Annotated in this window: 17 protein-coding genes, 1 tRNA gene and 1 pseudogene; 10 read left to right on the plus strand and 9 right to left on the minus strand. The window is 43.6% G+C overall.

The window, feature by feature from the left end; all coding sequences use genetic code 11:
• Positions 1-123: 123 nt before the first annotated feature.
• Complete coding sequence (locus tag G367_RS0106260) at positions 124-966, minus strand: DUF4396 domain-containing protein (RefSeq protein ID WP_020412259.1); 843 nt, start codon at positions 964-966, stop codon at positions 124-126.
• 508 nt (positions 967-1474) lie between these two features.
• On the opposite strand from G367_RS0106260, the gene G367_RS0106265 reads away from it, so the two are divergent.
• Entirely contained in the window at positions 1475-2125 is a 651-nt protein-coding gene (locus G367_RS0106265) for a class I SAM-dependent methyltransferase (RefSeq protein ID WP_020412260.1), read from the plus strand.
• Positions 2126-2341: 216 nt separating this feature from the next.
• Here G367_RS0106265 and G367_RS0106270 read toward each other — a convergent pair whose 3' ends face one another.
• Positions 2342-3367 carry a patatin-like phospholipase family protein gene (locus tag G367_RS0106270; protein WP_020412261.1) on the minus strand — a complete coding sequence of 342 codons (1026 nt, stop codon included), beginning with the start codon at positions 3365-3367 and terminating at the stop codon, positions 2342-2344.
• A 581-nt stretch (positions 3368-3948) separates the two neighbouring features.
• Between G367_RS0106270 and G367_RS0106280 the strand changes: the two genes are divergently transcribed.
• Complete coding sequence (locus tag G367_RS0106280) at positions 3949-5895, plus strand: aconitate hydratase (RefSeq protein WP_020412263.1); 1947 nt, start codon at positions 3949-3951, stop codon at positions 5893-5895.
• 71 nt (positions 5896-5966) lie between these two features.
• On the opposite strand, the gene G367_RS0106285 is transcribed toward G367_RS0106280, so the two are convergent.
• Complete coding sequence (locus G367_RS0106285) at positions 5967-6911, minus strand: alpha/beta fold hydrolase (protein ID WP_020412264.1); 945 nt, start codon at positions 6909-6911, stop codon at positions 5967-5969.
• 178 nt (positions 6912-7089) lie between these two features.
• On the opposite strand from G367_RS0106285, the gene G367_RS0106290 reads away from it, so the two are divergent.
• Positions 7090-7809, plus strand: a complete 720-nt coding sequence (locus tag G367_RS0106290; RefSeq protein WP_020412265.1) for a helix-turn-helix transcriptional regulator — start codon at positions 7090-7092, stop codon at positions 7807-7809.
• 409 nt (positions 7810-8218) lie between these two features.
• Here G367_RS0106290 and G367_RS0106295 read toward each other — a convergent pair whose 3' ends face one another.
• The 5 genes from G367_RS0106295 to csrA all read right to left on the minus strand — a co-directional run bounded on the left by G367_RS0106295 (position 8219) and on the right by csrA (position 11694).
• A complete protein-coding gene (locus G367_RS0106295; protein WP_020412266.1) occupies positions 8219-8599 on the minus strand; it encodes a hypothetical protein in 381 nt (126 codons plus the stop codon).
• Between the two features lie 281 nt (positions 8600-8880).
• Entirely contained in the window at positions 8881-9354 is a 474-nt protein-coding gene (locus G367_RS0106300; protein WP_026304961.1) for a LabA-like NYN domain-containing protein, read from the minus strand.
• 607 nt (positions 9355-9961) lie between these two features.
• Positions 9962-10618: a hypothetical protein gene (locus tag G367_RS0106305; protein WP_020412268.1), complete on the minus strand. Its 657-nt coding sequence runs from the start codon at positions 10616-10618 to the stop codon at positions 9962-9964.
• A gap of 2 nt (positions 10619-10620) precedes the next feature.
• Entirely contained in the window at positions 10621-10941 is a 321-nt protein-coding gene (locus tag G367_RS0106310) for a hypothetical protein (protein WP_020412269.1), read from the minus strand.
• Positions 10942-11505: 564 nt separating this feature from the next.
• Entirely contained in the window at positions 11506-11694 is a 189-nt protein-coding gene (gene csrA / locus G367_RS0106315) for a carbon storage regulator CsrA (RefSeq protein WP_020412270.1), read from the minus strand.
• Between the two features lie 1714 nt (positions 11695-13408).
• Here csrA and G367_RS0106325 point away from each other — a divergent pair.
• From G367_RS0106325 to G367_RS23245, 5 genes and pseudogenes are all read left to right on the plus strand, one after another.
• Entirely contained in the window at positions 13409-13651 is a 243-nt protein-coding gene (locus G367_RS0106325) for a hypothetical protein (RefSeq protein WP_020412272.1), read from the plus strand.
• 67 nt (positions 13652-13718) lie between these two features.
• A complete protein-coding gene (locus G367_RS0106330; RefSeq protein ID WP_020412273.1) occupies positions 13719-13967 on the plus strand; it encodes a hypothetical protein in 249 nt (82 codons plus the stop codon).
• Positions 13968-14507: 540 nt separating this feature from the next.
• Positions 14508-15170, plus strand: coding sequence for a DUF7822 domain-containing protein (locus tag G367_RS0106335; RefSeq protein ID WP_020412274.1), 663 nt, complete (start codon positions 14508-14510; stop codon positions 15168-15170).
• 1911 nt (positions 15171-17081) lie between these two features.
• Entirely contained in the window at positions 17082-17933 is an 852-nt protein-coding gene (locus tag G367_RS0106345; RefSeq protein WP_020412276.1) for a pentapeptide repeat-containing protein, read from the plus strand.
• A 126-nt stretch (positions 17934-18059) separates the two neighbouring features.
• Positions 18060-19109 (plus strand): annotated as a pseudogene (locus tag G367_RS23245) (IS5 family transposase).
• 840 nt (positions 19110-19949) lie between these two features.
• Here the strand turns inward: G367_RS23245 and G367_RS0106365 are convergent.
• A tRNA-Leu gene (locus tag G367_RS0106365) sits at positions 19950-20036 on the minus strand.
• A gap of 178 nt (positions 20037-20214) precedes the next feature.
• Here G367_RS0106365 and queA point away from each other — a divergent pair.
• Positions 20215-21288, plus strand: coding sequence for a tRNA preQ1(34) S-adenosylmethionine ribosyltransferase-isomerase QueA (gene queA, locus G367_RS0106370; RefSeq protein WP_020412281.1), 1074 nt, complete (start codon positions 20215-20217; stop codon positions 21286-21288).
• Between the two features lie 14 nt (positions 21289-21302).
• Positions 21303-22421, plus strand: coding sequence for a tRNA guanosine(34) transglycosylase Tgt (gene tgt, locus G367_RS0106375; protein WP_040628384.1), 1119 nt, complete (start codon positions 21303-21305; stop codon positions 22419-22421).
• Positions 22422-22466 lie beyond the last annotated feature (45 nt).

The raw sequence follows: 22466 nt of genomic DNA on the forward strand, positions 1-22466 counted from the left end.
GTCTCTGACGAATCAAAATTTTCCTTTCGAAATTAAAAAAGAGAAAGTGATGTATGGAAAGAGATCATTTCTTATAACAATATCTTTTCAGCCAAATTTTTAAAAAATGTGGGTCTTTGTTAATCAAAATCGTAGGGGTACAAACTGATTCGTTATTAGAATTGTAAATAGAAGAAAAATAAGGGTGCACGCTATCCAAGTGATTGCAATTGAAAGAGGCAGGGTGCGCATTTTCATACCATGTTCTTTATGGTTCTTATCGGTGGGATGGCTTTCAAGCGAGCAGTGTCCTAAATGAGGTGCAGGCCCATCCCGCCCTGGTAAAGTCATACACCCATGTTTCAAGTGGTTTTTAACCAAGTAATAGTTAATAGGGTAAGCGATTATTCCACCGACGATAGTTGCAAGGCTCATTCGGAACCAAAATGTGGCATTTGTGGGTTCTTCTGATCCGGGCCATAGCGAAGCCAGTATTACCATAGTTGGAATCATTCCTCCCATCACCATATTCATAGAAACAGTCTCGGCGAAGAATGTTTTACGTACAGCTTTTAGATAGCTTCCCTGATACATACCACGCATCATCAGTGCTTGGAAAATAAAGAGCCCACAGATAAAACCGGCAATGTATTCAATAGTGGCATCCCAGCCATTAGTGAGTCCGAAAATAGGAACTATTGATGCTGCAATCACGATTCCAGTTGCATCGCCAGCCAGGCAATGCATCTCACTGTTTACGCTTTGCTTCCATGTTGCCCGGGTAAAAGCATCGTGGGCGCCAGGGAAAGGCCGACGACAAGTAAGAAGATAGAGTATTAATCCGACAACACCGGTATATACCACCACCAATATCCATGCCATACGTTGTACCCAGCTGGTCGGCGCGTTAGTGATGGAATCCCAAACGACAAAGACCACACTTATAGCCGTGAAAATAAACCAGACAAGCATAGCGCCATTTAGCATGCCAGATTCTCTTTAAGGATTAGGCTGATATCTAGTAGTTTAATTGATAGTTACCGGTTTTTGAGAATTTGGATGGGTATTGGCTGTATCCATTCGAAGTTACATATTTATATATCGCACTTACTTTTTCAGGACTATAGTGCAGCAAGATAATCTTGGAAGATATTAGGGTAATACTTGAAGTACTTCATTTGATATAGAGTTATATTTACCTAATTGATCCACCAAATGATTTGGCTTAAGCTTGATCTATTGAAGTTACGTAAGATTAGCTGCTTTTACACTTTGATTTGACCTGGGCTCGTATATTGTTGCTTGGATCATGTTTAGAGAAATTTGATGGTGAGTTATGTGAACAACGCAATAACAGGTCAAAAAAATTGTTTGGACGCTAAGCGGCGATGTAAAAAGTAATCGAAAAACTGCTGTTAATTTCTAAATTAATTGCAGTTTGTAAGTACATAAGTGCTATTTATGTGCTCTACAATTGGTACTAAATGGAGAATAAATGTCTAAAGATCCTAAACTGGTCGCGGAACAGCTAAGGAAGCCATCTGGTGCTTTAGCTTCAGATACTGCACTGCAGATGAACAAGGCTAATAAAGCAACGAACCTGGCTGCACTAGAATTGCTTAATGTGGTAGATCATGATCATATTCTTGAGATTGGGCCCGGCAATGGCAAGTTTGCAGTAGATGTGCTCCGTAAAGGCTCCAGTATTCGCTATACGGGAATCGATTGGTCCAGTGAAATGGTTGCGAGCGCGAAAACTCTCAATTCTAAACACATTGAATCGGGACAAATGGACTTTAAAGTTGGAACCTCGGAGAGGTTGCCGTTTGCCGACAGCCAATTCGAGAAGGCGATTACTGTCCACACCGTCTACTTTTGGGAATCTCTCAAAAAACATTTATCTGAAATACGCAGAGTACTGGTACCTGAAGGAAAATTTTGTTTAGCTTTTGGTGATAAGTCTTTTATGCAGAGTTTGTCATTCACACCGTTTGGGTTTCAGCTTTTTGATGAAAGCGACATTCGAACTCAATTAATTGAAGCTGGCTTTAGGGTTATATGTAGTGAAAAGCATATTGAATATGGAGAGAGCAATACTGGTGATCGAGTAGAAAAATTAATAAATATTATTTTATGTGAGGCTTGAGCCGAAAATTATATAGGGTTACCAAAAAACTTGGTGTTGCTGCTGATTGTTTCGGGTATGATTTCAATGAAAATTTGGCAATGAAGCCTCAAGCACAGAGTTGGTATGTTTTGAGCAGTGGTAAAGTCCATGAAAAGGTTGTTAACGCTTGGTCTCTATTTGATAGAGTACTTGAATGATTACTTATTGGCTTAGCTAATTTTGTGTTGATAGGTATCAGTATCCTTGCTTATATTGATGAATATCTTGTGTGTTCAGCAATGTCCGAGTAATGTCATCCAGTAATTTATCATAGTGCTTTGCATTTCTTTCACCAGACCTCTTCAATTCTTTCAAGTTTTTGGGGGATGCATCATCCAATGCGGGATTAGCATCATATAGATCTGGCTGAATTCGGAAGTACTTTGTATTTTCTACAGTAGATGAAATTTGTTTCAGATAATAATGCGTCATTTGGGCTCCGCCACTCAGTGCGATATCTATCGCTGGTCTCGCCCAGTTAAAAATGCCCCAATTTTTGACTTCTTTGTATTTGTAGCTTATTAGCTGTTTACCAGTGCCAAGAGATACAATAATCATATCCTTAATACCACCCACACCGCTAAACTTAATGGCCTCTGAGTAGGCGCATAATGCAGGGTCACTGGCTACCATACCGCCGTCTACCAGGATATATTTTTTGTTAAGTGGCGGCAGCGAATAAATACGTGCAGGTTCAAAGTAGGTTGGTGCGGCAGTACTGCCTCTTAGTAAATCTCTTACCAAAAAATCCTCATCTCTTATTATGGCGCAGTGTTGCCTAAAGATAACTTGCTCGCGCTTTTTAATATCATAAGAAATGAAACAGGTGGGTTTTAATAGTTTGCTTAGCTTTGTTTTACCAAAATACTTCTTTAATATCTTTTCCAGTTCATGTGTAGAGTATTTTTCCTCCTTAAGTAGTCTCAGCTTGTTCAGGTAAGGCCAGATTCCAGTATCAAACACCTTACCTCCTTCTTTAAGGTAAATATTTACCGCTTCCCGGGCTGAAAATTTGGGTCTTCCCTCCTTGTTTGGACAAATATAGGCCGCGCCTAATATAGCGCCAGTGCTTGTTCCTGCAACCAGATCAAAAAAATCTCCTATTCTGGCGTCGGGATTGCCTGATTTCACTCTCAGCTTATGTTCAAGAGAAACCAATATCTGACCAGGCAGTATGCCTCTTATCCCCCCTCCATCAATAGATAGGATTCTGATCGCCACTGTTCACTCTCCTCGTCTTTACTAATTGTGTGCGATTCTAGAAAGATAGCACTAGGATCAACAGTTAATGATTTAAATATCAGAGGTGACTACTGCATATCGAAAGAGTTTATCGGTACAAAAAATCCCCTTTTTAGCAGTATTTCTGTATGAATAAAAGGAATGTATAAATTTTAAAGAAGGTTGGTGCATGCACATAAACGGGTTGGTGGGCAACTATCAGCTTTTTTTAAAGCAAAAAATTTACGCTGACTTTTATAGTTACAGTAAAAATCTTAATAGTTCCTTATTGTCCTCAAGGAAAGTACAGCCACAGATTTATACACAGAACATGAGGCTGTTGGATATGATCACTTGTTTATTAAAAGGCAAATACAAAAGACCATTATTCATGGCAGGTTTGGAATAGCGCGTTTTCCTATTTTTTGAGGCTTAAGGTTATCGGTCCCGTCGCTTAATTAACCATGCAAGTACAGAAGGGCATTTAGAGACACATAGTAACTATCTTGGGTCGGACTACAATGATCAGGGCTAAGAAGCGCCGCAGGTGGAGCTTCCCAGATTAAGGAAGGGTACCCATTATGGCTATGAACCTCGCACAGAAACTGATTAAGAGCCATCTCGTGAGCGGTTCATTGGAACCCGGTAGTCCAATAGAGATAAAGATTGACCAGACGCTGGCTCAAGATGGCACCGGCACTCTGGTAATGTTAGAGCTAGAGGCGCTTGGTTTATCGCAAATCAAGACTGAGCTTTCCGCACAGTATGTAGACCATAACCTCCTACAGACGGACTTCAAAAACGCTGATGATCATTTGTTCCTGCAAAGCGCCTGTCGCAAGTTTGGACTTTGGTTCTCACGTCCCGGTAATGGTGTAAGCCACCCGGTACATATGGCTTGCTTTGATATCCCCGGAAAGACGTTACTTGGCGCCGATAGCCATACATGTGCAGCCGGCTCTATGGGCATGCTGGCCATTGGTGCTGGTGGCCTACAGGTGGCCATGGCTATAGCTGGCGTTCCCTTCGCGCTGAAAATGCCGAAAGTGCTCGGCGTAAAGCTTGAGGGTGAATTACCGCCATGGGTCAGTGCCAAAGACATAATCCTGGAAATGTTGCGCCGGCAAACAGTCAAGGGCTGTGTGAATAAGATTGTCGAATATCACGGCCCAGGCCTCGCCAATCTGACCGCGATGGACCGCCATGTGATCGCCAATATGGGGCAGGAGATGGGTACCACTGCCAGTGTCTTTCCTGCCGATGAAGCTGTGAAAGCCTTTCTCAAACAACAGCACCGAGAAAGCGATTATGTAGAAATGAAAGCCGATGAGGGTGCGAGCTATGACGAAGAGGATACTATCAATTTATCTGATCTTGAGCCGTTAATCGCTTGCCCATCCAGCCCAGATAAAGTGGTAACCGTACGTGAGGTGGCGGGTCGCCCTATTTACCAGAGCTATATAGGTTCTTCTGCTAACCCGGGGCTGCGGGATTTCGCCATACCAGCGCGTATTGTCGCAGGTCGTCGTTTAGCCGACGATGTCTCTTTTGATATCAACCCAACCTCGCGCCAATTGCTCGAAGAGCTTAGCCGGAGTGGCGATCTCACAAAACTACTTGAAGTTGGTGCGCGCTTGCACCAAACAGGCTGTGGCGGCTGTATTGGTATGGGGCAAGCTCCCGCCACTGGCCGTATCAGCCTACGAACTGTGCCACGTAATTTCCCCGGTCGATCCGGCACAGCAGATGACCAAGTCTATTTATGCAGCCCTGAAACTGCCACTGCCAGTGCACTGAAGGGCGTGATCACCGATCCTCGTGACCTGGACATGGACTATCCCAGCTTTAGTGAGCCGGAATATCTGCCAGATATAAGACCATTACTTCAACCACCCCAAGAAATCCCTGTAGCAGTTGAGCTGATTAAAGGTCCGAATATCAAACCGTTACCAAACTTTGATAAGCTTCCGAACATCTTAACGGGCCCGCTATTACTGAAAGCGGGTGACAACGTCTCTACGGATGAAATACTGCCTGCCGGAGCGGAGATTTTACCTTTGCGCTCAAACATACCCGCCATTAGTCGCTATACATTTTCCCGTATCGATGAAAACTTTTACCAGCGGGCAATGAAATTGAATGGTGATTGTTTTGTTGTTGGTGGTGAAAATTATGGGCAAGGCTCCAGCCGTGAACATGCAGCGGTATCTTCACGGTTTCTTGGCGTAAGGTGCATAATCGCAAAAAGCATGGCTCGTATCCATCGCCGTAATCTCATTAACTTTGGTGTGCTGCCACTGCTTTTTGAGAACTTTGATGATTACGACCGAATTGAGCAAGATTCAATTCTTGAGATTGACAAGCCAATAGCACAATTGAAGTCAAACAATTCTGTAAAGCTTTTGATTAAGTCATCTGGCGAGACTATTAATCTGCGCAGTGACCTGTCAGCGGATGAAATCGAGGTGCTAGAGGCTGGTGGCATGATTAATCAAGTACGAGAAAAGTATCTGAGTAACGAGAAATAGTAGATTTTACTACATCCATAAATTACTCAGATAATTTCAGAGATATTTTTTATATCAAATGGGCTTTTGCGCTAAGTGGCATCCTGTTGTTCTAGCCACTTTAAAATTATCTGATTTGTTTCTTCAGGTTTCTCCTGTTGAATCCAATGGCCGCAGTCGAGGCTGATGATATCAACATTGGGAACGAACTCTTTTAGGTTTTGGGCTTTGGGGATCAAGTCTCGATCGCCGTAAATCATGAGTGCTGGCTTTTGAATGATTGGGTCTACATCTGCCAAGATCTGCCAATTGCGGTCAAGATTTCTGTACCAATTTATACTGCTCATGAACCCTGTTTTCTCAAATGCGGAAATAAAAACAGCCAGTTCGCTATCACTCATTAAGGGCTCGCCAAGTGGCGCTTCTGCTCTGGCGAGATCGATCATCATCATTCCAGGCTCTGGTGGTGCTGGAGGCACGTTCTTGCGGAATATATTGCGAAGGAACTGTGAAGTATTTGCGTCTAACACAGTGTCCGCGATGCCTGGCTGTCGGTTAAAGTGAACGATGTAATAGTCGCTTCCTAGAAATTCCTCCATAAACTCGACCCAAGGCTTTTCTGTGCGAGCCTGGTAGGGTAAGGCCATATTTATAACTTTATTTACCCGGGTTGGATGTAATAGCGCAAGCCCCCAAACCACCATTGCCCCCCAATCATGGCCGATAAAGGTAGCATCTTTGTATCCATAGTGGTCAAGCAGTGCGACGAGGTCATCCGACAAGTTTTTAATGTCATAGTCAGTTACGTCGGCAGGACGGGATGAATTGCCATAACCACGCTGGTTTGGAACGATAACGTGGTAGCCGGCTGCGGCAAGTACTGGCACCTGATGGCGCCAAGAATAGGCATGCTCTGGCCAGCCGTGACAAAGCACAATTGGGTTTTCCGTACTCTGCAGGCCTGCTTCAAAGACTTCTAACTCAACGCCGTTGATTGAAATAAGAGTGGGCTTAGGGAAATCGGTTAGATTAAACAATTTATTTCTCCTTTCTTGGATGGCTCAAGTAACGCCGCATATACCGGATGGACCCTTTCTTTCCCTTGGGATTACGGGTGTGCGTTGCAATTTCAGAACTCCTTTGCTGAAATGAACGGCCATAGATTAAAATCCAATGGTGCCAAATAATGTCACCATTTAATCATATTCTTACAAAATGAGTGTTCGCCTTCGACAAGACGCCATCGTGCGCAGCCTTCGCCGAAATGGTACTTCTACGATTGCTGACCTAGCAGAAGAGGTCGGTGTATCCAGGCGTACAGTGTTGCGTGACATTAGCGCACTGCGCGATGAGGGCTTTGTTATTCATTCTGAACCCGGTCCTGGGGGCGGCCTGCAACTAGACCCGCAATCGGTTCAAACCACAGCGCGTCTCTCGGTTGCCGAAGTCTTTGCTCTTCTGATCAGTGTTGCATCAATGCGTGCGGCTGGGAATTTACCTTTTTCAGGTCTTGCAGATGCTGGCCTTGCCAAAATAGAGAAAGCTTTGCCGCCGGACAAGGTACGTGACTTACGCCGGTTTTTGGACTGCTTATATATCGGTAAGCTTTCACCACAGGTAGACATCTCAAATATCCAAGAGATGGAGCCCGCCCTGCTACCCACTTTTGAGGCAGCTTTTCTCCAACGGCTACAACTAAGTTTCCAGTACTGTGATGCAAAGGGGGCTGTAACCAGCAGGGTTGTTGAGCCACAAGCTATGCTCATTTTACCACCACTATGGTATTTGGTAGCTTGGGATCCCGCACGCAAAGACTTCCGTCATTTTCGAATGGACAGAATCAGTAAGCCGGAATATCTTGAAGGCAAAACATTTCGGCGCCGACATGTTTTATTCGAAGATAGTGTCTCCCCAATTCGCCATTTACCTCGCTAATCTTATTCGTTATGAAAGACAAAATGGTGTCTTAAGCCAGACTCATTTTGCCAGAGCTAAGTGAGATATCGATATAAAATGGGTGTATTAATACTCACCACTTAAAATATATTTCAATATATTTTGTCGATAGAGGTCGCTAGAAAATAATTAGTAGCTGTGATTATACCAGCTCATGATTAAGTTAATCGAGTATCAGTAACAAATTTGCAAGGGCATTTATATTGAGTTATTTACATACATCAATATCTTTATTGGTTGCTTTTTCCTGCTATCTAATTCCGCTTCGCGGTTGATGATTGGGAAATAATACGAGATTTTTAATAGATGTAACCTGATTAAAGTAGGGGGTTTGTTCAGGGTTCTCTGTATCTATGCTTAATCGGTCAACGACTGCCCAATCACGCGGCTATGGAGCTTGTGCCGGAATCTTATAGATCACATATTGGCGCCCACGGTACTCTATACCTTTTGATAGATAAAGCCATCTAGATACGGCGACTTCCATGGGTTTGTCCCACGCTTTGTTTGAGGAACCTTCGATCTTTATTTTTCTGGGAATGAGTCCTCTACCTTCTGATTTCGGAATCTCTGCTAATTCAAACGAAACCACTATACATGCTGGTAAGTACTTGCCATTACCTTTAGGAAGCACAGGTATGGTCTTTATTGTTGGCTTGGCCTTAGATTCTGGTATATCAAGATCTAAGTTTGGGCAAACATCTACATCCTCAGTTGCTTGAGTAACCATGGAGAAGAGGATTAAACCTGTAATCAGTAAATTCTTCACTTTGTTAGGTCCTTGACTAGAGCGTACTAATCGGTAGTCTGTATGAAGCCAGCTGGAAGTACTTTTTCTTTGTCCTCCAGGATAGAGTTTTATCCTTAAATTACAAAATTGGAAGGGATGTTGCTTTGAGCGCAATTGTTTCAAATGAGTCGCTAATCATATGTATATTTCACATTGACCAGTTATCGCTTGATGTAGCGTATTAGCCCTCATTAAGAAGAAAAGAACGCAGTAGATGACTACAGGTGCATATGAGAGCCATCTACTATTTTAGATAGTAATTAGAGTAACAGCTTATTTTCAATTGGGGTGAATTTACTCGCTGCATTAATCAATGAGGCAGCTGTCAACTCTGGTACGCCATATACTTCAACTTTCTTGCCTCGGTCTAATCTAAGTTTATGAGCAAGAATGTCAAAGTCACCATCTCCCGAGACTAAAACTATAGTATCTACCAGGTTTGAGTATTCTATGGCGTCAATAGTTATCCCTACATCCCAATCACCCTTGGCGGAGCCATCGGACCTTTGCGTAAAGGGTTTTAATTTCACTTCAAAACCAATAGATCTCAAGATATTTTGAAATTCATACTGTTTTCTATCGCCACGGTCGATGGCATAAGCCGCCGCCTTAACCACTTCTCTTCCACCCGTCACTTCGGACCAAAACTTATTGTAATCAAAGTTTCGTTTATAGATTTGCCTGCATGTGTAATAAACATTTTGCACATCAACAAGTATGGCAATTTTTTCCATTTGAGAATCCAGTAATATTGAGAGGCCTAATACACAAACAGCGATATGACCTGCGGCCTCTTTTGTACACACTTTATGCTGCTAGCTTTTCATATTCAAGTGACAATTTTTTGCCAAGGCCGGGTATAGCTACTCTCGGCTATCACGCTTGGCTACTTGGAATAGGGTGCCTGTCCTGATATTTATGCTGATACCCTTATAAGGTATCCAATCTAAGCGTATGAAATTGCTACTGCCATTAGAGAGTGCAGTATCGAGAAGTGAGATGCCACTTACCCGCTGGTCAGCAACTCTTAGGTAATACACTGGCTAAATTCAATCACCCTATTTGAGTATCCGCGTGAGATTCTATATAGGGAGTGTGAAAGTGCCTCTCAGCGATTTTACTCGTAAAACTGCCGAGTTACATAAGGTGATTCTGTTGGGTGACTTAACGGGGAGGTGGGTGCATCTGATAATGTAGATAGCCTCAAATGACCGATGCTATTCCGAAGCTAGAGGCCGCGAGTACATCGATTTATGATCTAGTTTGTCAAGCTACTGTCTGGTTATCACTATTCAACGATTAAGAGCAGCCTCTCATAATCATTTGCAGTTGTATGAACAATCAAAACTCGAGCTTTGCTACATGCATATTGGTTCTAATTGTAGCTCCTCTATTTCCAAGGTTATTACCGGATTTATACTTTAGATTTCTAGAATCAGTAACAACTGAAGAGGCCCCACCATCTTTTAACGCTTGGTGTAGATCTTGTTGAGGAATCTTTGGATTAATATTGGCGCTATACACATGGAGATTGACTTCATTATTTATACCGAAGTGTCTGCATGCTTCCATGATAGCTTCAGTTGTTGCTCTATATAAATCTTTATTTAGCTTCACCAAGAGGCTGAGTTCCAGGCTTGCTTCCCCCTCAGCATTCAGATTTTTGACATAGACATTGCTAAGAATATCCCTTGGCTCAATCATATAGAACTGAGAGGCTACGGTTACTGCATCAATAATATGATGCGGGTTAGTACCATCTATACCAAATACCCATATTTCATTATCAATTAAAGCCGCCTCTTTTATGCTCGTTTTAAGGCGCGGATAAAATGGTGAAACATTGACGGCGTACTTAGTTTTCCAGACTGATAGTGAATCAAAAGCAGTACGAAGAACATACTGTCGCTCTTGTATTCCATTTAAGATTAGTGTTGCATCAGTTTTATATTTGCTAGCCTGACTTCCCTCGGCTATTGTCATTGCTCCCTTTGACACAATTAATCCTCCAAGGAAAGCTCTGATGCAAAACAGCCGAATACGATCTCCCCAGTCTGCTTGGCTTCCTCATAGGACTCCTTGGTCTCGTAATCTTCATCAGCTTCTGTATCCCACTGCTGGCTATCATATGTAGTGACCCTGGAAACCTCCTCCACTAACATGAAGTCTTCTTCAAGTGCGGCGGTCAATCGAGCTACAGCATTTTCTCTAGATTCGTCCGGAACAATAGAGCGACCAAAATAGAAAGTGCTACCATCTTGGGGTAACGAGCTTTGTGGCAAAACTTTTACTTTAGTATCAATTACCCAGAAAATAGACATATACATCCCTCTTGATATTGCAGGTGTGGAATTAAAACACCAAATAGTACATAAATTATCTAGTGATATTTCAACCAGATCAATAACATCCTCTTGCAGCTTGGGATTTATATAAATCAAATTTATTCAATTATCCTTGCCGCTAGGTAGTCTCATCGTTTTTAGCATTGGAGTCGAATACCTTAAAAAAGTGTTTAATCAATAGGCCCTGCCTGTAGATAAAAAGCGGAGTATATTTGCCATTGGTTGCCAGAGTGGTAGCAATCCGTGGCCCAATGAAAGTGGCAGAATCAGCAAAAGAGTTCCGTCACCGTTATGAACCGGATATATTTAATTGATCACTGAATATAAACCTGATGATCGCTCGCATGGTAAACTACCCCCTGTGGGTGCCCGCGTTGCGGGCTTCTGAGGGGCGTAGTCTCAAGGCCAATGTTTCCCTTCCTGGGTGTATACTGGTAAGGAATATCCATTGGAATCTAATACAGAACTATAAAACCGTAGAGCTATTCTCTATGGAAGTTAGATTCATGGAGTAGCCGCGTTACAGAAAGAATCCACCTCTCAACGATCTTCACTCTCCATCTCTCGTTCTTTCTGGATGCGCATATAGATTTCTTCACGGTGAACGGGCAGGGATTTGGGAGCCTCTATCCCCACTCTCACGTGATTACCTTTAATATCCAAAACTACGATTGAGACGTTTGCTCCAATCCTGAGGTTTTGGCCAATCCGACGAGTTAAAATTAACATATCCATTTCCTATTGATACTTAAACCATGGGGAGACCTTCCGCTGTGGGAAAGCTTAGAGAGCGACGTTTTGAGGCAGTACAAGGTGGGGCGCGGGAACGATAGGCGTAAAAGTAGAAAAGGCGGATACAACGCTTCCAGAACCTGAAAAAGCCTTTCAAGTTACTGAATGTGCTCCACTTTATTGAAGACGAGCGGGTTTCTAGCGTATCATCCATTACAGCCATTTTGATAGTTCGCGTATCAATTTGGTTAGCTGGCCCCTGGTGTTGGTAGCACCTTGGGTCAGCGCCTTTTACTTACTTTTATGTCACGCTACCGTTCTCCTTTGCGAGATTGGGCCATTTAGAACGTTTTGAGCCTTTTGATTCCGGGTTGTTCGCTAATTAAAGCTTGCTCAGCTATGGCTAAAAATACCGATAAATATCTATTTACCTTACGCATTTTTGACACTGAAAACAATCTTAATAAATTCCAATAAGATCATTTTGGTGCCTATCTTCCTATACGCATTTGCTATTGCACGGTTTTTAGATTGTTGGTCTGATCCAGGCTTGATTACTACTGTTAGATTTACATTCGGAAGAGGTTGGGTGGACCAAGATAACTGGAATCAGTAATCTAAATTTTAAATGCACTCCATGATTTATTGAGTAGATAAGAATTTATAGAATCTATTGCATAGCTTCTTTTCTTCTGGGTCAATTTATGGCTGCTTGCTATGCAACTAGATTGTGGTCTGCATTTAATGAGGTGTTTAGTGGTTAGCTAATTAAAGTATTCTTATTTCAATTCTAAGTTACCGAAGCTAAAAGATCGGAGAAGGCTTATTCAGCTGCTCAGTTTAAAGTGATGATCCAGCCGATGCTTTCACTTATGAACATTTTAAATATGGAAGAGTTGAGTAGTAGAGAGATAGAAAACTGTTTGTTGAAAGTCAAACAACCAATCAGAAAATTGAGTACTTTGGGTAAAGACTGCTCCCTGTTTGGTGCAAAATGTTGGAAATATGATTTCTGCCTTTTTCAGAGCAAGAAATTAATGGTATCGAACAACAGTACAATATTTTTCTACCGCAGTAATTTCGAGACTTTTTACTAGAGATTGGCATTGGGGAAGTCGGCTGCGGTATTGAAATTATGTTGGTAATTCATGGCCCCATCGTAGGGAAGTGTGGATAACCCGGAGCTACCGTGAACCACAGTCATTCTCTATCAGCTATCTGGGTTAGTATGAAGCTGGCTGGCTAATAGTCTTCAGATGTTAGAGGCACAGTATCCACTTTTAAAGGCTGACCGCCAAAGCGCCTCCAGATGACTAAAGCTAATCCTTTGAGCCTGATAGTCAACCAGACCCACATATTCGAGTATATCTAATCCACCGCACGCTAGGGAGGATTGGACGATCTGATCCATGCACTACTTACTGCTGATTCTTTGGTTAACGCCTATCTGATTATTATTTGAGCAAAAGAGATCGCTGATCAATTTTTGTACTGCACATAGTGGATAACCTGATAAAGGTAACCAGCGCTATTACCTCTACTGCGGCGGAGTATGCGCACCGAGCTACAGACAGCGGCAACTCACTAATGACCAAAATGCCTGGCTAGGCTGGGGCTTCACTGGGAAGAGGGGCACGCGGGCTATCTTGACAGGCCCTGAGCCCTGTATCATATACTGTATGGGTATACAGTATTGTGCTTGGAGGTAGTCATGGGAACCAAAAACATCATTTTTGACGGAGAGCCGATCCGGATATGCCGCTATCGGTCGGACTATGACAACCGACCAATGTACGCCATCTGCATCCTTAACTATACAAAGTACGTACGCAGCTTTTCGGTTTCTGTGGGTGTGAATTTGCGTGAAGAACTGGAGCTGACACTAAGGCAGATGCGGGAAGTTGAGCGCAGTATGGCTTGGTTGGAATCAGAATTTAAGGAGTTGAGTGCTTAATCTGGGTTGCTCTAAGCACTATTGAATGGCTAGCGGATGGCCAGGGAAACTTAACCGGAGAAAGGACATGGGAAGAACGATCAATAGGTTTGCAATCTTTGCCGAGCGTATTCATTTAATGAATGGCGGTGCAAAAAGTTTTAGAGGCTCCGCTCCAACTGATGAGGCGGCAATGGAGCTAGCAGCGGAAATTGCTAAATCCGAGAAAGCGGAGTTTTATTCCTGGCTGCAAATCCTTGATATTGTAACTGGGAACTATACCGAGTATTCAATCAAGAGAGGTGGTGTATTGGAGGAAAGGGAGTGCCAAGAATAACAAGAGCCTGCTAACTAGGGGGGGCTGCCCTCGTGACAGTCTTAGACTCGATGAATAAGGAGAAGGGGTGCGAGCGTATCGGAAAAGGTGATTGGTGGATTATAAGAATGGTGAGAGTCTTTTATAGTTTAAGCTAAGGCAGATCCTGGTTTGAAACAATTCTGGATGAACAGCATTGGTTACCAATGGTTAAGTTAACTGGTTTTGCAGCGATGCGGTTAGATAAATTCAGAGTAGTAATTGATTAAAATCAATTCGATATTGGAAAAGTGCTTTACACATAATGAGAAACATAGTGGTGGTAGAATGTAGATCCTATAGCGTTAGGGTATTTGTGGATATCTACAATTAACACACCTGATCGGGTTTTATGAGCAGGTTGCTGGCTATCAATAACCAATCGACTGCGTGTTTACAGAAAAATAATTTCACTTTCGGCTTGCTCTACTCAGGAAGTTGCCATCTAATAGTTTGCATATCCAGAAGGGGCATAACGCGATAAAGCTATGCTGTTGCTGGTATTTATAGGGAGTATCAAAAATGGCAAACCGTTCTTATCTTTACAGTCTTAGCAACCAACCAAAATCCTACTCAGACCGCCCCGACACTATCTCGGGCTTATCTGAATGGCCATACAATATCCCCTTCACTTATCGTGTGCTCATGTCTGGGAACCCAAAATTGTGTGCATCACTGATATCAGATGGCTTTGACGATGATTCGCCCGATAATAAAACTCAGCTTTATGCTATCAGCAGTGACTTTGAGACAGGATTTACGCGGTTAAAAAAATTTATTGAGGTTCTGCGAGTAATCGGGAAAGAGATTGATGGCCTGCAGGAATCAACGCTTAATGAAACATTAGAGTTTCTTGAAGAACATAAGGATAGTTATCTACTACTTGAGACTATCGAACTGGACTGCATGGATGAAAGTGAGGAAGCAGCCCTGCGTGACTACGTTGAAGGCGAAATCAGCGCTTGCCGTGAAGCTGGAGCTGCGATTGATGCGCTGCCAGAAGACCCAGAGGTAGCTGCCGATATTGTAATAAATGCAGCGAAAAACAAGTCAGAAGCTGCCCCAAGTGCATTTTACGGCCTCCAGTTCAATGATAAGTTTGACGATATTGAGAGTGAGCCACCTTTAGGTCTGTACTGGAGTGATATTCTTTATTATGAATTAGAAAATAAAGAGGAATTTTAGGAGGCTCTTTGATAATTGGGTATAGGAGCCCTTAAATATCCCCCAAGGTGGCGCCGAATCAAACTGGATGCTTTTATAGTTTTTTCCAGCGGAGGATGACTTCAGTATCTGGCTAGTACAGTGCTGCCTCATTGCCGATATAAATGGCGACATGGTAATTATTGCTCATTGCTACATAGGCGTTGATATCATGAGCAAAAATTTTAGCCTGATTATGAATCTGGGACTTAATTCACCCATGACAATATTCATAGTTGTTGCAATATTTTATATTTCTACCGCATAGAGACGCTCTCCGCGAACAATGAGATAAATGGGATGTGCTGTCTATAGAAATTTGGGCGCTGCGCGATAGGGTCATAGGCTTTCTATCGATTGTGCTTTTATATATTGATTTAATTCTGTTTTTTTTGTGGGTAGTGTTTAGCGTTGACTATCATTGCAGATCTAATAAGGCTAATAGCACTGTTGGTGTTTAACAGTGTACGAACCGCCATGCGCATTAAATCAATTCAAAAACCTATTGAGGAGGCTGCCGTCGATTAGCGTGGGAATAATAGCAGCTAGTCAAATATATAAAAACTAATGGTTCTGGCTTCCGTCCTGTCTTATAAAAGTTAAATAAATAAGTCAAGAAAGAGAGTAACTCTGTTAGGCTTATTTTTAAATTTTTATAGAAAATAGCCGGTTTGATAAGTGATAGTAAAGGGTTTCTTTTAAACTCTGCAAGTGTCATTTATATTTGCTTAGGATATTGTAGAGAGATTGCTGAATATATTTTCAATATTTATCTTTGGATTGGCTACTCGTAATAAGTTGTAATGTGCAGGTTTTTGAAATGATTGTGTGGTTTTATTTTCTCATCTGAATGTCGTGTGCTAATAATATGTTTGAAGTAAATATTCGAATTGTTACAAAGGAAGCTTTAATTGTGCGTATGGTGTTACAGATGATGTGTTGGTGCATATTTGTTTGTATTTCACTTAAAAAGGAAAAAAATGAGAAATGTCCAAAAAATACAGCGGATTTGAATGGACGGCATGGTTTCATGGTGGCTTTCAGCCAAGCCTCATTGCCATGGATAATCATTCAAATATGGTTGCGGTACCTGATAACGTTTTAATCCTTACATACACGGCGATTGGGACTAGCTTAGTAGGTAGGCGAGCTGTCGCGTTTTATAATGAAATTACTAGGGTTGGACGTCCTTCATTAAGAAAGTTTGTATCTAATGAACATCAAAAGGCCGTAAGTTTCCAAACATTCACTGGTGCAACTAGCCCTAATAATTTAGTGCATTTCACATATCACTCAATCAAGCGTTCCCTACAGAAACTGAGAGTGGAGGGACTGTATACAACTATTCACTGTCGGCAACAGGCAGAGACCATGGGCATAAAATGGGTGTGCGTATGAAGAATGGAGGTAGTTTGTTACATGGACTAAATCATAATGGTTGTTACCTCAGTGATATTCTCGACATTTTAAGAAGGATAGATGGACGACAAATATTGCATTTACATTGTTGTCGAGAATATGGCCATGATGGTGATGTGACAGTGCTCAGCCGCGCAACGAGAAATCGAACTGCATAAGAAGAAGTGCTGCTATTTGAATACCTCTGTGTAAACAAAGTTGGATTGGTAATCTCCTGCCATATCTTCCTTCTAAAAATTAGGCACCGTCATTAGGTGCCTTAAAGCTAGCTGCCAATAAGGGCGGCTAATCTGTCCGTAATTAGGTGTTACCTAGGAACAGAGAGTGTCATATAAATCATTGATATAACCAACTACAATGATTATCTTTAAGATATTAGGGGCTATACGTTCATACGGATAAAAAATAGATGTAGTTCAATTATACTCTCGATAGAATATTGTGAGTCTTGTAAAGTGTTTTATATGATATTACATGAAAAACTATCTTGGAATTTCATGGTTAATAAAAGGTCTCAAAGGCCGATCTTCATGGGAGTGGCTGCAGCTACTCATTATACCTGCTGTACTCACATTAGCTGGTTTGTACTTAAGTGATCAATTTGAGCGTAGGCAAGAAAAACTTGAAATGGAAAAGTATCGACGTGCCGAGTTAGTGAATTACTTGAATACAATGACGAATCTTTTGATTCATCAAAATTTGTCATTGGAGTGCGGTAGTGAGGATTATAAAGATCCTGCATGTGATAAATTGAGTAAAGTAGAACTTAAAAGAGCAGTTGCTGTATTTGATGTCGCCCTTGCTCTTACAAAGGGTATAATTAAAGTGCTGGGTGGTCAAGGGAATGCCCAGGTATTAGCTTTCTTGTCAGATTCGGGGCTTTCAGGGATATTCCATAGTGAGCGAATTTTTCATGGGATAAATCTAAGAGAAGCGAATCTTTCACACCTCTACTTAGACGGCATAGATCTGACCGATGCGAATTTGATAGGTGCTGACTTAACACTCACTCACTTGTCAAAATCTATTCTGATAGGAGCTCAGTTTCAAAATGCTACCATGGAAGGGGCAGTTCTTCATTGTGCTTGGATTTTCAAGGCTAACTTTACGGCTGCTAAAAAGTTAGACCATGTAGATTTTAGGGGCGCCCGATTAGCAGGGGACGGAAATTGTCCTGATATGGTGCATCTTACTTATTTGGAGGAAGAGGGGGATTGCAGTACGATATTCCCAAGATATTTTGATAAGAATTCGCAAGAAATATGTGGTTTAGATGATAATTATTCGTCAGAAATTTGTACTGCGTGTTATGAGGAGTTTGAATAATATAATGAATGAGAATGCAGATTTAAATCATAACTATTCTACAATAAATCCTTTTTGCTATAAGGGCACCTCTAAAAATTCGTCAACTTCCGGTAAAATATTTTAAGCCCTCTCTGATAAAGGTTATTGTCAAATGCAGCCGAGTTTTTCCGTCTTGATGACCGCCATCGCAAGCTAAATGAACGTGATCCATTGGTTGCTCTACGCAAGTTGATTGACTGGGAGGGCTTCCGGAGTAATTTGAATAAAACCCCTACTCCTCCAAGAAAGAGTAATGCTGGAAGAAGACCTTTTGATCAAGTGCTGATGTTCAAAGCACTTGTATTACAGTATTTATATAACCTATCGGATGATGAGCTGGAATATCAGATACGCGACCGATTTTCATTTTGTCGATTTCTCAGCCTAAACCCGGAGGACCGTACTCCGGACGCCAAGACAATCTGGCCATTTCGTGAACGGCTGGTAAAGGCAGGACTCATGAAGTGTCTCTTTATGGACTTCAATTTTCAGCTTGATGCACAAGGATACAAAGCTCAGAAAGGGCAAATAGTGGATGCCAGTTTTATTAATGCGCCGAAACAACGGAATAGCCGATAAGAGAACAAGGAAATCATGGCAGGCAAGGTTCCAAAGCGAATTGAGCAAGATCCAAACGTCAAGCGGCAGAAAGATCTTGATGCCCGCTGGACCAAGAAAAACAAGGAGAGATACTATGGGTATAAGAATCACGTCTGTATAGACAACAAGCATAAACTGATCCGTGAATACCAAGTAACCTCTGCCGAAGTCCATGATTCACAGGTGTTCACTGAATTACTGGGTGACAATAGCTCGAAAGATGTTTGGGCGGACAGCGCCTATTACAGTGAGGAGGTTGAGATCACATTGGATGTAATGGGTTACCGTAGCCATGTGCATAAAAAAGGCTATCGAGGCAAACCTCTTAGCGAATATGAAAAAGAAGTTAACCACCGCAAATCAAAAATTCGGGCCAGGGTTGAGCATGTATTTGGTGCTATAGAAAATGAACTGGGAGGAATGTTTGTTCGAACTATTGGGCTTGCACGCGCCAGTGTTAAAGTTGGCATGATGAATTTGGTTTACAATATACGTCGATTTGTCAGTTTATACGGCGCGATTAGCGCCTATAGCATGAAGAGTGGGATAAAATAGCGATGAGTTTTACTTGGAGTGACAAGAAAGCACACTGGCTGTCAATATTTTTTCACAAACTTAATTTTACAACTAAAAATCAACTATAAAATAGCCCCCTCCAATTGTTCGTAAATTTATCTCCGAATTTATAGAGGCGCCCCTAAGTATTTCTCATGCTCATCGAGTGTTTTTGAGATGTATTCCATTTTTTAATTAATGTTTGGATTGCTGGGTTTGATAGAGAAGTTTTTTCCAAAGGGCATACCCTCAAGTAGACCTGCCCTAAGAGGTTATTTACTCCTTCCCTCTATTTAGTTAGAAACAAATCAATAGAAGTGCGTGATTTATTGATTGGCCGTCTAAATCCTATCACCCCAAGACGATGCTTTAAAACCTGGAACACGCAGCAGCTACGATCCAGCCAAATTTCAAAACTCTTCACCGCTTTCCGAATGAACCAAAACCACCAATTTTCCCACAAACCCCGCTGCTGCTAAGGACGCTCGGTCTTCCTGGTCAAAAAACATACCGAAAAAGGGTTTGCCGTTCACTCCGCCCCACGCCTGTCGATTTTTGCCGTTCTTTTGGTCAGTGAAATTGAAAATGGGGTAGGGTGGCGAGCTGGCGCGGGCGATAGGGTAGGTTGTCTTTTCACACAATGAAGAGTTTTGATGAGAAGTGAAGAAGAGTTTGATCTAAGCTGGAAGCGAATAACCGGTGCCTACAGGTGGGTCAAATGCAGGCCAAAAAACTTCTGTGTGGACACTCTGAAGATTTTAAGCGCCATCCCTAAAAATGGGGTTGGCAAGCCTGAAACGAAAAACCCGCGAAAGCTAGGGCTGACGCGGGTTTGAGAGATGGTACCAGAGGCCGGACTCGAACCGGCACGCTTTTAAGGGCGGGGGATTTTGAATCCCCTGTGTCTACCAATTTCACCACTCTGGCACTTTCGCTGCTCGACCTTGGGGTCGGTGCGAAGAGGGCGTGATTATAGCAATGCTTTGGCCGGGGTCAACCAGTGATTTCAATGACTTACGGCATTTTCTGTCGCGCCAGTTAACAGCTCCTAAAATTTCCTATAACCTTCGCGACCTCTCCATAGTTTCTAGATTTCCAGGATTCCATGCAGCGTCAGGACTTTGACTTTCATCTGCCCGATGAGCTGATCGCCCGCGCGCCTACTGAAGAGCGCCGCGGCAGCCGTCTTTTGTGTCTGGATGGGCCCAGCGGGGCCATTACACATCGGCAGTTTCCAGATATTCTCGACCAGGTACAGGCAGGTGACCTGATAGTCTTTAACGATACCCGGGTGATTCCGGCACGTTTGTTCGCGCAGAAGGAAACCGGCGGTAAGCTGGAAATCCTTGTGGAGCGGGTGCTCAATGAGACGGATATCTGGGCCCATGTGCGCTCCAGTAAGTCTCCCAAACCCGGTTCCAGCATCGTTCTTGAAGACGGTACCCGTATAGAGGTTACTGGCAGGAAGGATGCGCTGTTTGAGCTGTCCTTCCCAAAAGAAGAGGGCGTGCTGGCGATTTTGGATCGCCTCGGCCATATGCCGCTGCCTCCTTATATTGATCGCGAAGACGATGCCAGCGATCGCGAGCGCTACCAGACGGTATACGGCCGCAATGCAGGTGCTGTGGCGGCGCCGACGGCGGGGCTGCACTTTGACGATGAAATGATCGGCGCGCTGCGGGATAAAGGTGTCGAGGTTGTGTTCGTTACCCTGCATGTGGGTGCCGGGACTTTCCAGCCGGTGCGCGTGGATAATATTTTTGAGCACCAGATGCACAGCGAAGTGCTGGATGTTTCCCAGGAAGTGGTGGATGCCGTAGCCGCTTGCCGTGCCCGAAATGGCAGTGTGATTGCGGTGGGTACCACCAGTGTGCGCGCACTGGAAAGTGCGGCGCGCGGTGGCGAATTGCAGGCCACGGTGGGGGAGACGGATATCTTTATTTATCCCGGCTATGAATTTCAGGTTGTGGATAAGTTGGTCACCAACTTCCATCTGCCGGAATCCACCCTGTTGATGCTGGTGAGTGCCTTCGCGGGGTACCAGCATACGATGGCCGCATATAAAGCTGCTGTTGAGGAGCGTTACCGTTTCTTTAGTTACGGCGACGCCATGTTTATTACCCGCGATCCCAATGCCAAAAAAGAAGAAGTCGCACCAGCGAAAGGAGATACCCAGTGAGCCGCGAATGTTTTATGCAGTTTGAAGTGGATAACACTGATGGCAAGGCCCGTCGTGGCCGTTTGCGTTTTCCTCGCGGTGTGGTGGAAACCCCGGCGTTTATGCCGGTGGGTACTTACGGCACTGTTAAAGGTATGTTGCCGAGAGATATCGAGGGCATTGGTGCACAAATTATTCTGGGCAATACCTTCCATCTGATGCTGCGCCCGGGTACCGAAGTGGTTAAAGCCCATGGCGACCTGCACGACTTCACGCAATGGTCTGGCCCTATCCTCACCGACTCCGGCGGCTTCCAGGTATTTAGCCTGGGTGAGCTGCGCAAGATTACGGAAGAGGGGGTTTCTTTCCGTTCACCCATTGATGGCAGCCCGGTATTCCTGGACCCGGAAGAATCCATGCGTGTTCAGCGGGACCTGGGTTCGGATATCGTGATGATCTTCGATGAGTGCACGCCTTATCCGGCCACTACCGATGAAGCGCGCAAGTCTATGGAGCTGTCCCTGCGTTGGGCGGAGCGCTCCAAGAAAGCCCATGGCGATAGCCCGTCTGCGCTGTTCGGCATTGTGCAGGGCGGTATGTACCCGGAATTGCGCGATGTGTCCCTGCGCGGCCTCACTGAGATTGGTTTCGATGGCTATGCCATTGGCGGCCTGTCGGTGGGTGAGCCGAAAGAGGAGATGATCAAGGTATTGGATCATCTGGCGCACAAGATGCCGGAAGACAAGCCGCGCTATCTGATGGGCGTGGGCAAGCCGGAAGATATTGTTGAAGCGGTGCGTCGCGGTGTGGATATGTTCGACTGTGTCATGCCCACGCGCAATGCGCGCAACGGCCACCTGTTTACCTTTGAAGGTGTGGTGAAGATCCGCAATGCCAAGCATCGCCATGATACGGGCCCCTTGGAAGAAGAGTGCGATTGCTACACCTGTGAAAATTTCTCCCGCGCTTACCTGCATCACCTGGATCGCTGTGGTGAAATTCTCGGTGCGCAGCTGAATACAATTCACAATCTGCGCCACTACCAGCGCCTGATGCAAAAGCTGCGCGATGCGATCGCCGCCAATGAACTGGAGGCGTATGTCGCGGAGTTCTACCGCGGTCTGGGCCGTGAGGTTCCAGCGCTAGAGGCCTGATAGCGCCGTACTTTTATCCTATCTGGGGCACAGTCGATCGCACGA

The organism is Microbulbifer variabilis ATCC 700307 (assembly GCF_000380565.1).
GTDB classification, from domain to species: Bacteria; Pseudomonadota; Gammaproteobacteria; order Pseudomonadales; family Cellvibrionaceae; genus Microbulbifer; species Microbulbifer variabilis.

Coding starts and splice junctions, on each gene's coding strand:
- G367_RS0106265 (WP_020412260.1), top strand. CDS start 1,475: ATGTCTAAAGATCCTAAACTGGTCGCGGAACAGCTAAGGAAGCCATCT.
- G367_RS0106260 (WP_020412259.1), bottom strand. CDS start 966: ATGCTAAATGGCGCTATGCTTGTCTGGTTTATTTTCACGGCTATAAGT.
- G367_RS0106345 (WP_020412276.1), top strand. CDS start 17,082: ATGAAAAACTATCTTGGAATTTCATGGTTAATAAAAGGTCTCAAAGGC.
- G367_RS0106335 (WP_020412274.1), top strand. CDS start 14,508: ATGGCAAACCGTTCTTATCTTTACAGTCTTAGCAACCAACCAAAATCC.
- tgt (WP_040628384.1), top strand. CDS start 21,303: ATGCAGTTTGAAGTGGATAACACTGATGGCAAGGCCCGTCGTGGCCGT.
- G367_RS0106280 (WP_020412263.1), top strand. CDS start 3,949: ATGGCTATGAACCTCGCACAGAAACTGATTAAGAGCCATCTCGTGAGC.
- G367_RS0106325 (WP_020412272.1), top strand. CDS start 13,409: ATGGGAACCAAAAACATCATTTTTGACGGAGAGCCGATCCGGATATGC.
- queA (WP_020412281.1), top strand. CDS start 20,215: ATGCAGCGTCAGGACTTTGACTTTCATCTGCCCGATGAGCTGATCGCC.
- G367_RS0106300 (WP_026304961.1), bottom strand. CDS start 9,354: ATGGAAAAAATTGCCATACTTGTTGATGTGCAAAATGTTTATTACACA.
- G367_RS0106330 (WP_020412273.1), top strand. CDS start 13,719: ATGGGAAGAACGATCAATAGGTTTGCAATCTTTGCCGAGCGTATTCAT.
- G367_RS0106290 (WP_020412265.1), top strand. CDS start 7,090: ATGAGTGTTCGCCTTCGACAAGACGCCATCGTGCGCAGCCTTCGCCGA.
- G367_RS0106310 (WP_020412269.1), bottom strand. CDS start 10,941: ATGTCTATTTTCTGGGTAATTGATACTAAAGTAAAAGTTTTGCCACAA.
- csrA (WP_020412270.1), bottom strand. CDS start 11,694: ATGTTAATTTTAACTCGTCGGATTGGCCAAAACCTCAGGATTGGAGCA.